Consider the following 12,453-nt stretch of genomic DNA (forward strand, 5'->3'; position numbering starts at 1 on the left):
GAACTGGACCAAGTAGAAGGAGAAAACCAATGACGTTCCATTTCCGCAACCGGAGGCCGCCGGTCGACAAGGCAGCACTCTATGGAAAATACGCCGGTGAGATGGCCAACAACCCGCAGTTTAGGAATGATATTCGCAACCGCGCAGCTTACATGTACATCACGGCCGATTTCCCTTCGCACTTGCGCGCCAAGTCAAAGGCGATCTTGAAACAGATCAGTCGCCCGTTCCCCCATGCCATCGGCCTGGACTGGCGTCAGACGGGTCGTGTTGTTTCGGACGACGCCGTACGCGCACTTGGCTTGAATTCGCACGACATGATCAAGGCCGTTCGGGAAAAGGTCGAACAGGGTTACAAGATCGAGCGGGATCCGGGTCTGAGAAATCGCCGCAACTTCAGCAAAATCTACATGTTCAAGAAGAACGGGGAAAATCCTTGCTTCGGCGAGATCACCGTGACCATCGAAGGTGCGGTCAAGCAGGGCTGGAGCTAGTCCCATCACACGCAGACCAGACGCGACATCCGCACATTACGCTTCAGGGCCGGGGTCGGAAAACCTCGGCCCGTGATTATTTTTCTCCACTGCATCTTCAGGTGTCTCGCGCCGCTTCGAAAATGTAACCGAAAGGTAACCAAAATCGTTCTTGATCAATGCGTTAAGGCATTGTAACGTCCCCACACTATCAACCTACCAGCCGTGATGGCTGGGCCGCAGGGAGCATTTTGGGCGAATACGCGCCCTTGGAGCACTCGATGGCAATGATCCCGATCTCTGGCGAGATCGGCGGTTTGTTGTCCGGAGTGTGCTTCCGAACCTAACCACTGCGATCATTGTCACGTGCGGTTCCATTCAAGGAACTGACCGATGACGTGTGCGTCTTCCGCTCCCAAGGGCGATCTGCCCTCACCCGCAATCCCCGAACCTCTGTTTGACCTTGTGCGTCTGCTGGCGCGCAAGGCGGCGTATGCGGCGTTTGTCGCCAACCGCCGCTGCAATGATGGGGAGGTGGGCCATGACTGATCTGCCGTTTCCCGCCGACGCCACCTATCTCAGCGTGAAAGAGGTCGCGGCCTTGTTCCGCGTCTGCCCCAAGACGGTGCGGCGCTGGATCAAGTCCAACGAATTGCCCGCAACCCGGTTGGGTCGTGACTGGCGTATTGCGCGCACGGACCTGAAAGCCCTTGCCGCCGCCCGTCGCAACGATGTCGCAAGCCATGTCCTCTAGTGTCCTCAAATCGGGCGATTTTTCTGCGTGTCGGGAAAACGGGCCGATGGATTTCGGCTTCAAGTTCATTACCCCGATTTCCCGAATGTCCGCGCGTGGGCCGCCCTGCCCTCCATGTCCTCCAATGTCTCAACAATCCCCAATCCCATCTGAAACAGAAAGAACCAAATCATGAACAATCATAGCACCAAACCCGCGAGCCTGGCTGACGCCATTTGTGAACTGGAAGCACGCGGTGACCTGACCGAAACCCGTCGCCGCGACATGGTTTCCGCAATCCGTCGCGTTGCCACTTATCTCGGTCTCGCACCGGCCGACATTCCCGCTGATGCGCCGGCTCTGCGCATGGCTCTGACCGCCATTCATCCCGTTCAGGTCGGCGTCTCGGCCAAGTCCCTTGCCAACGTCAAAAGCAACGTTGCCAGGGCACTCCAGACTGCAGGCTTTCTGCCGCCCGCAGAACCCAAGGGCGAACCGTCCGAGAAGTGGCAGGACTTCCTTGCACGCTGCTCGGCGCCGCACCAGGTGTTCGCCCTGTCTCGCTTCGTCACCTATTGCTGCAATCGCGACCTCGATCCCGAAGCCGTGTCCGACAAAACCATGGCGGATTTCCGGTCGTACCTTGACGCACGGTTGCTTGGAAAGGATCCTGCAAAGCTGTGCAAGGAAATGGCGCAGGCTTGGAATGGAATTGCAAAACGCAAAGGTCTTGCACTGGCAAAGCTCAGCTACGAAAAAGGCGCGCAGTACCGTTGCCGCCCGTTGTCCACTTACCCCGAAAGCCTGCGGCGTGAGATTGAGACCTACCTCGGCAAGTTGGCTCACATCGACCTTTTTGACGAGGATGGCCCTGACCAACCGCTTCAACCGACGTCGCTGCGCAACGTTAGAGCGCATATCACCCAGTTCTTGGACGCGCTGGTTTGCGCCGGAACCGACCCCGATGCCCTGACCGGCCTTTCGAAGGTGGTAACACCTGAGAACATGAAGACCGCCTTCCGTCAGATAAAAGCGCGCCGGGGTCGCAATTCCATTCCGGTCGGGCTGCACAACATCGCCACGACCCTGATCGCCATTGCCCGCCATCACCTCGACATGGCAACCAATGACCTCACCGCAATTGCCGGGATCAAACGGAAAGTCGCACCCACGATCAAGGGAATGAGCGACAAGAACCGGGAACGCCTTGTCCAGTTCAATGACTGGAAGAACGTTGTGGCGCTGTTTTCGTTGCCCGAGGTGCTGATCAAGCGTGCGGAAGAACGGCCGGAGAGCCGTCAGTCCGGGGTGCTGGCGATGCATGCGGCGGCGATCGCGATCCTGCTTTCCTGCCCCTTGCGGATGAAAAACCTCGCGGCTCTCGATTTGAACACCAATGTGATCCGGCACCGCAATGGCACGCACACGATCTATACTGTTCGCATCGACGGCAAGGACGTGAAGAATGGCGAAGCGATCGAGTTTCGCCTGAACGCCCGTCACTCGCGGATTGTCCACACCTACATCTCCAGGTTCCGGTCGCAGGTCACGGACATGATGGGGACCGCACTGTTCCCTCGTCAGAGCGACGGAAAGCCGCGTATTCCGAGCAATCTCGGGGCCAGCTTGTCGGCCTTGATCTACCGGGAGACCGGCTTGTCCGTCCATCCCCACTTGTTCCGTCATATCACCGCCAAGTTGTTCCTGCGTGAAGAGCCCGGCAGTTTCGAAGCGGTCCGCCAGATGTTGAAGCACCGCAAGCTGCAAACGACCATGGATTTCTACGCAGAGTTCTCGAACCACTGGTCGCACGAGCACTACGACGAAAAGGTCCTGTCGAAGTGGAGTGGCAGCCGTGACTGATCTCATTCCTCTCGTATTGAAGTTCGACGACTGGCCTCAGGCGGACAAATCCGCCTGGGGCGACCTCTTCGCAACAGGTGATCTCTTCGATGATGTTGGGCCGTGCGCACATTGGTCACCGGGGGGCCGCAAAAAGCGTCAGCAAGGATATGGTCAATGGCTGTCCTTTCTGGCCAGAACTGCTCCCAAATCCTTGTCGAAGGCGCCTGGTGTGCGGGTGACGGAGGAACGCGTCCGCGCCTACATCACGGAGTGTGAGGCGCGTCTGAAACCGCGATCAACCGCCGGACTGATTACGGACCTTCTTGCCGTGATCCGCGCGATGGCGCCCAACCGTGATTGGTCCTGGCTCGCACTGGTATCGAAACGACTCTTGCGCAAGGCCAAACCCAAGGCACTCCCGGCCGCATACCCGATTGCGGCCGGAGGCATACTACAGGCCTGCCTGAAAAGAATTGGAGAAGTTGAATCCCAGACCCACCTCAAGCCAAAAACGCGTGCATCGCGGTATCGCCAGGCGTTGATGGTCGCTTTCCTGATATCGCGCCCGATCCGCCGTCGCCCCCTTCTTGCCATGCGGTTGGATCATCACCTGCTCCGTGTGACGGATGGATTCCACCTGCGTTTCGACGCCTCCGACATGAAGAACAAAAAAGCGCGGGATTTCAAACTGCCGGCAACCTTGGTTGAACCCATGCAACGCTATCTGGACATCCACCGTCCGGTTTTGCTGGGCGGAAAGCCCGGCGATTTTCTGTGGATCAGCCAATATGGCGATCCGCTCACTCCGGACGGGTTGTCACGCGAACTGCCGAAAGTAACCAAGCGCATTTTCAATCTGGAACTGCGTCCGCATGCGTTCCGTCACGTTGTCGCCACCACGATTGCCGAGACCGACCCTGCTCATGCGAACATCATTCGCGACATTCTCGGTCATCGCACACTCGACATGGCTCAGAAGCACTACAATCGCGCTCGCGGGATCGAGGCGTGTGACAGATGGCAACGCACCATGGAGAATGCCTTCAAACCTTAGAGGCGGGTCTTGGACCGAGAATCAGTTCTGGAGCCAAAACATGCGACGCTGCCTCTCATTCAGCGAGAATTTGTCATCTGACGACCATTGGTCGGTACTTCTACGCGATTGCAAGGTCATCCAAGCCCCACGTCCAGGTGGGGTTACCAATTGCAAACGATATTACATTATTGCCGTCCTGCAATTCGCCTTCAGCGAACTCTATTGTGTGACTCGACAACGCGTTGTTTGCTCCAGCCGCCAAGTACGAGTGGTGATGTCCGTTCACGAGGACTGCGATTTCGTCCGCGGTGTCGACATCGAAAGCACTCAGAGACATTTGCCGCGCGAGACCATCATTGACAAAACCGACGTCAATCCGGCCATCTGCGTTCGTCAACCCACTCCAGTTGTTGCCGAACCGGAACTCGTCGACGACGCCCAATTCCAATACGGTTGCTACGTCATTCCAGAAAGCGTCAGGATAGTCACTGGCGACCTTGTCAACGATACCCTGCGCGTCCAACGTGGTTCCATCGGAAAACACCACTTGCTCCAGGCCATAGTTGGCATTCCGGAAATGATCTATGACGGTGATCACCTCGCCGCCGACAGTCTCCATTATGAGATCGTGTTCGTTTTGTTGCGAAAAGAGAATTTGATCGCTGTTCAAGTCAAGAAAGCTAAAGATGTCCGTGCCGGTTCTCGTTCCAGAATCAAAGTCCGTTACCGTGTAGGAACCATCGCCCACTATGTGGGTATAGTTCTCGGTGAAGTCGGATCCGACTACAGCGCCGGTCACCTTCATGTCGGAAACTGTCTTGTCGCGGATTCCTTGATCGTCCAGAGAATGGCCATCTGCGAAAGAGACAATCTCCAGCGAATAACCAAGATAACTGTGGAAATGGTTGTTGACGGTGATCTGGTCGCCGTTTTCCAACGTCATGACGAGGCTGTTATTTGACCCCCGCGCGAAGGCTACTTGGTTCTTGGTAGCATCCGTGAAAACCAGGCTGTCCGTGCCGGTTCTCGTTCCGGAATCAAAATCCGTTATTGTGTAGGAGCCGTCCCCCACTGTGTGGGTGTAGTTCTCGGTAAAGTCCGTCCCAGTTACGGTGCCGGACGCTTTCATGTCTGAAACGGTCTTGTTCCGGATCGCTTGTTCGTCCAGCGAGTATCCATCCGAAAAAGTTATGGTTTCCAGCGAATAGTTGAACAGGTTGTGGAACTGTTTTTCGACCGTAATGGTGTCTCCGTTCGCGAGCGTCATTACAAGGCTATCGTTGGACCCCTGTGCAAATCTCACTTCGACCTCGGTTACATCGGTGAAGACCAGGTTGTCCAATCCTGTAGTCGTGCCGGAATCGAAATCCGTAATTGTGTACGAACCATCCCCCAAGGCGTGTGTGTAGTTCTCAGTGTAATCCGTTCCCATTACAGCCCCGGACGCTTTCATGTCCGACACGGTCTTGTCCCGGATCGCTTGTTCGTTCAGCTCCGTACCGTCCGCGAAGCCAATCCGCTCCAGATCCTTGTAAGTATCCCTGAAGTGATCGATGACAGTTACTGTCTCGCCGTTGCCCAGCGTGATAACCAGATCTTCGCCGCCATTCTGGGCGAATGTCACTTCACTGTCGATTACGTCTGTGAAAGTCAAACGGTCGAGGACTGTGCTGAAGCCACTATGGTCGCTGATAGTGTCATTTCCATCGCCGGTTCTATAGATGTAGTTATCCGTTTGACTGCTTCCGGTCAGGCTGTCATTTCCAAGACCGCCCAAGAAGACCTTTTCGCCCCCTGAACTCGTTAGTGAATCATTACCGTCCCTTCCAACGAGCATGTCTTCGGTCGTTGCTGTGTAAACCTCGCCGTTCGACCCACCCGCCAGTATCGAGACGCCAAAAATCGTTTCGACGTCGGACACGCTGATATCACTGAAACGATCAATAACAATGGCCGGCAATTCTGGCCGGTCCGCATGAAACACCTTTAGCAATCTCAGCGCGTCGGTATCCGATCCGAAGCCGAGGTTCCGATACTGCTCTACAAGTTCCACAACAAATGCGTCGCTGTTTCCTGTAATCTTGTCGGTCGTGAAGTTTAAGAACAGGTGTCGGAACGGCGTCAGTGCGCCAATGCTCCCTCCTTCTCCAGCATCGATGGTGGCCAAGTGTGCCGATTGGACCAGAAAACGCGCTGCATAGTAGTCTCTGATTCCGTCATACGCCTCGGTGACCTCCGGTAGCTCGTCAGACTCCGGCGTCGCAACCAAAATGTTTTCTGGGGCGATGTAGTTGTCAGCTTGGCGGTATTGCTGACCCATCGCGGATTGCAAAAACGCGAACGTACGCGCATCCATCGCGGGTGCCGGTTCGGCTTCACCCGGATCGTTAAGATCACCGACGACAACACGGTAGGAACCGCTGCTCGTTGACACTCCCCAAGCGGGCGGTGGCGCAGGAAGTGGGAACGTTGACATGGGTTGCTCGACTACTTCTTGGCTGAAGCCTGCGAAAAGGGCTGCAACAAATCCGCGTTCTTCCATCCATGCATGAACTTCGTTGCCCAAGTCATACACCCATTCGGCTTCACCGCTTTGGGATCCGTGTTCCGGTATCCGTACAACCTGAGGAATCGGCTCCTCGTATCCGTAATTCCCGATTGCGTCTGCGGTTGCATAGATGAACCCTGTGGGATGTGGTAAGACACCCGTGTAGTGAGCAGGACGGGGTGTCGGGTCAGGCCCCCAACCAGGTTGCGGTTGAACATATGTTTTTGCGAACTCCGCAAGCTGAGCAGGGTCGAAGGTGAACACCATGTTCAAGTTCGGCACATCTTGTCGCCAAACCACGTCCTGCACACCGGCCCAGTTCGCCAAGAACGAATCAAACTCACTGAAAAACTGGTCAACCCCTCCGGAAACTGCGGTCGCCATTACGTTCTGAGCCAGGGCAACGAGGCCAGAATTTTCTGTCATGCTGATCCAGATATCCGGTAAGTCGCCTACCCCATCAAGCCAAGGCACATCCCGCACGTCCTGCGAATACTCAAACCCTTCCGGAAGGATTTTCTCGGACTTCACCTGCGACAAGTTGAAATGGACTTCCGCACTTTGCCTGACGGTCCCATCATCAAAGGTGACGGTAGAGGTTTCCGCAATGAGATTACCGGCCACCCATTGGTTCGGGCCATTGGCGCTTAGGCTAATTGACACGATACCAGCATCCGAAAGGGAACGCAGTTCTCCGTCGTCTGTAATGCCATCGCTGTTGGCGTCCTGCCAAACCAGGAGCTGGGAGTAATTGGCATCGTTTTGGTCTACGACGCCGTCTTCATTGCTGTCATAGGCAGCCAGTTCTTCGTATCCAGAACGGAACTCGGTACCAAATACTTCATTGATGTCGTTGATCTTTCCATCGCCATTCAAATCAACAGCAAGAAGCGCGTCATCCGGACCGACCCATCCCGTTCTTTCCGTGAACCCGTCATTGTCCAAATCAAAACTAGCGATCGTGGAACCCAATTCCGAAAGCTCAATCCCGTCGCCATCCATGTCGATGACCAACGGGTCGGATAAAGGCCACTCCCAAAACTCCAACTCGGAAATCTTTTCGGACCAGTTCCCGAGTGCGTTGTACCAATCCTCAAGTGCGTAGTCGACCGCGATCCCGGCCAAGACACTACCTGCAATTACCCCAAGTGCCGGCGTCCCGATAATGGCCAGCCCAATTCCCACTCCGATTGCCACGGCATTGGTCACAACGTACTTGGAAACACCTTCAATGAATGTTTCTGCGGCACCCGCGATGTCACCTGCCAGAGCTTGATCAATTGATTTTCCAAAGACTTGAGCCAGCTCAATTGTATCTCCCAACGCACCGGCAAACGCTAGGTATTTTGCATTTGGAATCTCAGAGAACGCCTTTTGCAGGTCCTTTGACAGGTTTTTGAGGGCGTCGACAAGCCGACCGGCAAGCCGCCCAAATTCCGCAGGTGAAGTAGCCTCCAGAAGTCTGCCAAGCTGCCCGTCCACGCGACTGATGAAATCCGCGACCTTTGCGTTTACGCCATCAGCATCAAGCACGGCCCCTTCGGGAACACCCCAGGCATGCGCATCGCCGACGAATTTGTTGACGATGGGTTTGAAGCTGTCGCCAAACCCGGTGATTTTCTCGAAGCCACTGGTTTTTCCGTCCGCGTTCTCCGGAATCTGGCTGTTGAACTTGAACTCTGCCTCACCCAATCCAAGTTCCGCACGATATCCATTTAGTTTGGTATCCGATGGGCGTACTGGAGTTTTGGGAACAATTTGGGCGGGGTCCGTGATAAACTGCTTGTTTCCGTCGAGAATACCGGCTTTGTTCGCAAGTTCATAATTCGCCTGATAAATCCAACTGCTGACCTTCCCGTAATCCGTTTTCGGATTGAAATTTGGATCTTTAAGTTGCGCCAAACGCCCTTCATAGATCTTAACCAGATCGGAATGCAATGCCGATTCAACCAGGGCTTTATCAATGCGATCTGCGGCGAAATGGGCGCGCGCTTCGAAGTTTTTGGGGGATCCCAAGTCTGTGTACTTGGGCCCATCCTTTGCCTCATCCCAACTCTGCCATTTGGCTTCAAAGGCGGTAGCTTCTTGGATTTTTTGAACGCCCGCATCATTAGAGGAATTCAAATCACTAATCGGAACGCGGTAGTTATCCCATGCACTCAAAAATTGTTCGGTTGTAGTTCCGAATATCGGCGGATTCCCTGCTTCGGTAACCTGAACCAGAAACTCCCTTAGGTTAAATAATGCGGCCTTTTTAGCGACATTCGAATTGTATGGGTTGCCATCGGGCTTGAAAATCTCACTGAGAACAGCTCTTTCGAAATTGTCAAGATTTCCGTGACCTCCGGGATGCGCGCTCAACCCGATTCCGAGACTTTCGGCACCGGTGTTGTTGTACAGACTTTGGGCTTCAAGCGCCGATGCGTAGTTTACGCTCTCGGGAAGACCCTTCTTGTTAAGTACGGAATCCACATGATATGGACTATCCTCATAAGAACCAAAAAGACTTTCTAGATTGAAAGCAAAATCGTCCAGAACGCTTCGAGAAAAAATGTGGTGTATGTTAACGCCAAGATCTGGCATAGTGATTTCCAAATTTTTTTGTGGAATTTTTAAGGAACAATTTTGCAGGGCTTTAGCCGAAACGACCGAACTTTTATTCCAGCCTGCTTGATTGCCTTCGCTATCCGGTCAGACATATAAACTCTCTCGTCCACCAAGGGATCGACCCAAAGATCGACACCTGCTTCGGCAATTTTCTGTCGAACAGCCGACTTGTCGCTCAAAGTGTATGAGGTCCAAGAACTGGCTGTTGGAATTGTCTTTCTAAACCCTTCGGATTCCTCTGGCACAAATGCAGATTTCTTTTCTGTGATGTTCATGAGATAGAGAACATCAGGTCTTTTCGTTTTTTCATCAAATTCAAAAAGCGGTACCTCGAAAAACTGAGTTGTTCCAAGATCAAAATCCTGAAGCAACTTGTACAGTTTCTCCGAAATTATCGGAATACCACCTCTAATTCGAAACAGATCTGGTAGATTGCTCTTCCTGGCCGCTGGAAGATCTCGCAGGTTGAAGTGCAAGTACTTCGGCACCTCATTCGGGTAAACCGCTTCGTGGGACCATTTAGTCTTCATTGACAAGCTGAGTCTGTCGTCCAAATTTCCATCGACAAAGCATCCTATTGGCAATACATTGGCGGGATCGGCCAGAAACGGCGTTACCCAGACTTTGAACCCTTTTTTTGTCATAGCGGACTTACTCTTGATTTTGCCATATTAACGATATGTGCAAATTACGCCGAACGAATCTTCGCTTCGGGAAATTTCCTTCATAGCCCCAAGTTCCTTTTGGAGAAGTAACAGCACATCGAGATCCCATATGCAACCTCCAATTTTCTATTTTTTTCTCGTTCTCCACTATGGTGTGTCAGTGGAGGTCTTGGGCTTTGTCTCCCGAGTGAGGCGCGCGGTTTGAACCCCGACAATAACATGCGAGTGTTTGGACAACCATTGACTTTGACACAGGCTCTGAGTCTGGTGTCGTTCTGGAACCTGAGCGTTGACTAGAGCCGTCTCGCAACGTGGCCACGAAGTCGCAGACAAATCTCAAGTTCCACAGCAATTTGGACGGGTTACCCGCCGGCGCACGACCCAGGGTTTGACAATAGGCTTCGCTTTCCGTTTCGCTTCAGGCAAAGTCGCGCTTCACAGCGACGCCAGCAGGGGTTGCGGTATTTGCATAGTTGTTTCCGCAACTTCACCAAAACGGGTGTGCCGAGCTACATTTCTTGATAACCTCTTGATTTTGAATTTTAAAATATTGCAACCCGTTGCAAAATTTTCTGGCTGACGGGTTTGATTTCGTGCCTATAATGGGGCGGGCCAACTGTCGTACCATACCGAAAGGCCCATCTCATGCGCGCCGCCATCTACGCCCGCTACTCCACCGATCTGCAAAGGGATGCTTCCATCGACGACCAGGTCCGCCTTTGTCGGCGACTGGCCGACGGCAACGATTGGGAGGTTGTCGAGACCTATGCGGATGCCGGACTTTCCGGTGCCTCGCATCTCCGCCCGGCCTATCAGCAATTGCTGCAGGATGCCGGGGCACGGTGCTTTGATGTGGTCGTCGCGGAAGGTCTCGACCGGATCAGCCGGGATCAGGAACACATCGCCGCCTTCTTCAAGCAGATGCGGTTTCAGGGCATTCCGATTGTCACCGTGGCCGAGGGCGAGATTTCCGAGCTGCATATCGGCCTCAAGGGCACCATGAGCAGCCTGTTTCTGAAGGATCTGGCCCAGAAGACCCACCGGGGCTTGGAAGGTCGCATCCGCAAGGGCAAGTCTGCGGGTGGTGTGACTTTTGGCTACGATGTCCTGCGCAGCCTCGGCGCGGACGGCGCGGTCACGACGGGCGAGCGGGTGATCAACGAAGACGAGGCCGGGATCGTCCGCCGTATCTTCGCGGAGTTTGCTGCCGGGGACAGCCCGCGCGCCATTGCCGGGCGGCTGAACGCAGAAGGTGTGCCCGGTCCGAGGGGCAAGGGTTGGGGGGCTTCGACCATCTACGGCAATTGGCGGCGTGGCACCGGTATTCTCAACAACGACCTCTATGTCGGACGCCTGGTCTGGAACCGGCAGCGCTTCATCAAGGACCCATCGACGGGCAAGCGCCAGGCCCGCCTGAACCCGCCCGAAGCCTGGGTGGTCGAGGACGTGCCCCAGTTGCGCATCGTGTCGGATGACCTCTGGGAAGCCGTGAAGGCCCGGCAGTCGGCGACCCGCAGTGCCGTCATCAGTGACGGCGTCACCCGCCCCGAACGGGCACATCGCCCCAAGCACCTGTTGTCCGGTCTGCTGACCTGCGGGTGCTGCGGCGGCGGCTACACCGTGGTCGGCACAGCGCATTACGGCTGTGCCAATACCCGCAACAAGGGCACCTGCGACAACCGGAGGACCATCCGGCGCGACGACCTGGAGACCCGCGTTCTTGACGGTCTCAAGGACCACCTGCTGCATCCCGACCTGATCAAGGCGTTTGTTCTTGCCTATCGCGAAGAACACAACCGTCTCGTGGCGGAGACTTCGCGCGACAAGGCCAAGGTGGAGCAGGAACTGGCCAGGGTGACACGCCAGATCGACAAGATCATCGAGGCGATCACCGAAGGCATGTTTCATCCCAGCATGAAGGCCAAGATGGATGAACTGGAAAGCCGCAAGGGCGATCTCGAAGCCGAGCGCGCCAGCATGGGCGCGGAACCGCCCGTCTTGCTGCATCCCGGCCTGTCCGATCTCTACCGGACGCAGGTGGCCGATCTGACCGCCGCCCTGAATGCGCCTGAGACCAGAACCCAGGCCAGCACGATGCTCCGCGGGCTGCTTTCCGAGATCCGGTTGATCCCGGAGGGTGACGGGCTCGCGATTGAGCTGGTTGGCGAGCTGGCGGGGTTGCTGGCGCTGGGGCAAGAAAAAACGGCCACGGAGCGTATTGCTTCGGGCCGTTCTGTAACGCTGGTTGCGGGAGCAGGATTTGAACCTGCGACCTTCAGGTTATGAGCCTGACGAGCTACCTGGCTGCTCCATCCCGCGGCATTGTTTTGGCCGTTTGCCTGTCTGTCGGCGAGCGGTTTTTGTTGGCCTGACGCGTTGGGTTGCGTTTTCGGGCCGTTTTTTTTGATCGTTTCGAGAGATTTGGGGGATTTTTCCAGGTTTGGCGGTGACCTACTCTCCCGGGGCTTGAGCCCAAGTACCATTGGCGCTGCGGCACTTAACTTCCGGGTTCGGGATGGGACCGGGTGTTTTGCTCGCGCTATGAC

The 12,453-nt window shown here is 55.1% G+C and carries 7 protein-coding genes, 1 tRNA gene and 1 rRNA gene; 5 read left to right on the top strand and 4 right to left on the bottom strand.

Annotated features, from left to right (window positions below; genetic code table 11):
* The first annotated feature begins 29 nt into the window (after positions 1-29).
* The 4 genes from AC2FNJ_RS09325 to AC2FNJ_RS09340 all read left to right on the top strand — a co-directional run bounded on the left by AC2FNJ_RS09325 (position 30) and on the right by AC2FNJ_RS09340 (position 4,105).
* On the top strand, positions 30-494 hold the full coding sequence (locus tag AC2FNJ_RS09325) for a hypothetical protein (RefSeq protein ID WP_496763948.1): 465 nt from the start codon (positions 30-32) through the stop codon (positions 492-494).
* Positions 495-1,014: 520 nt separating this feature from the next.
* The gene (locus AC2FNJ_RS09330; RefSeq protein WP_496763949.1) at positions 1,015-1,227 is read left to right on the top strand and encodes a helix-turn-helix domain-containing protein; all 213 of its coding nucleotides are present in this window, start codon (positions 1,015-1,017) and stop codon (positions 1,225-1,227) included.
* A 171-nt stretch (positions 1,228-1,398) separates the two neighbouring features.
* Entirely contained in the window at positions 1,399-3,069 is a 1,671-nt protein-coding gene (locus AC2FNJ_RS09335) for a tyrosine-type recombinase/integrase (RefSeq protein ID WP_496763950.1), read from the top strand.
* Complete coding sequence (locus AC2FNJ_RS09340; RefSeq protein WP_496763951.1) at positions 3,062-4,105, top strand: tyrosine-type recombinase/integrase; 1,044 nt, start codon at positions 3,062-3,064, stop codon at positions 4,103-4,105. The genes AC2FNJ_RS09335 and AC2FNJ_RS09340 overlap by 8 nt, the downstream gene beginning before the upstream one ends.
* A gap of 100 nt (positions 4,106-4,205) precedes the next feature.
* On the opposite strand, the gene AC2FNJ_RS09345 is transcribed toward AC2FNJ_RS09340, so the two are convergent.
* A complete protein-coding gene (locus AC2FNJ_RS09345) occupies positions 4,206-9,218 on the bottom strand; it encodes an SPM autocatalytic domain-containing protein (RefSeq protein ID WP_496763952.1) in 5,013 nt (1,670 codons plus the stop codon).
* 29 nt (positions 9,219-9,247) lie between these two features.
* Positions 9,248-9,886, bottom strand: coding sequence for an imm11 family protein (locus tag AC2FNJ_RS09350; RefSeq protein ID WP_496763953.1), 639 nt, complete (start codon positions 9,884-9,886; stop codon positions 9,248-9,250).
* A 666-nt stretch (positions 9,887-10,552) separates the two neighbouring features.
* Here AC2FNJ_RS09350 and AC2FNJ_RS09355 point away from each other — a divergent pair.
* Positions 10,553-12,193 carry a recombinase family protein gene (locus tag AC2FNJ_RS09355; protein WP_496763960.1) on the top strand — a complete coding sequence of 547 codons (1,641 nt, stop codon included), beginning with the start codon at positions 10,553-10,555 and terminating at the stop codon, positions 12,191-12,193.
* On the opposite strand, the gene AC2FNJ_RS09360 is transcribed toward AC2FNJ_RS09355, so the two are convergent.
* Together AC2FNJ_RS09360 and rrf are read right to left on the bottom strand one after the other, a co-directional pair.
* Positions 12,150-12,226: transfer RNA gene (locus AC2FNJ_RS09360), tRNA-Met, on the bottom strand. The two genes, AC2FNJ_RS09355 and AC2FNJ_RS09360, sit on opposite strands and share 44 nt — an antisense overlap.
* A 119-nt stretch (positions 12,227-12,345) precedes the next feature.
* Positions 12,346-12,453 (bottom strand): 5S ribosomal RNA (gene rrf, locus AC2FNJ_RS09365); the annotation flags it as partial.

It is taken from the genome of Ruegeria sp. BHSB196 (genome assembly GCF_059613135.1).

Coding starts and splice junctions, on each gene's coding strand:
- AC2FNJ_RS09350 (WP_496763953.1), bottom strand. CDS start 9,886: ATGACAAAAAAAGGGTTCAAAGTCTGGGTAACGCCGTTTCTGGCCGAT.
- AC2FNJ_RS09355 (WP_496763960.1), top strand. CDS start 10,553: ATGCGCGCCGCCATCTACGCCCGCTACTCCACCGATCTGCAAAGGGAT.
- AC2FNJ_RS09330 (WP_496763949.1), top strand. CDS start 1,015: ATGACTGATCTGCCGTTTCCCGCCGACGCCACCTATCTCAGCGTGAAA.
- AC2FNJ_RS09325 (WP_496763948.1), top strand. CDS start 30: ATGACGTTCCATTTCCGCAACCGGAGGCCGCCGGTCGACAAGGCAGCA.
- AC2FNJ_RS09335 (WP_496763950.1), top strand. CDS start 1,399: ATGAACAATCATAGCACCAAACCCGCGAGCCTGGCTGACGCCATTTGT.
- AC2FNJ_RS09345 (WP_496763952.1), bottom strand. CDS start 9,218: ATGCCAGATCTTGGCGTTAACATACACCACATTTTTTCTCGAAGCGTT.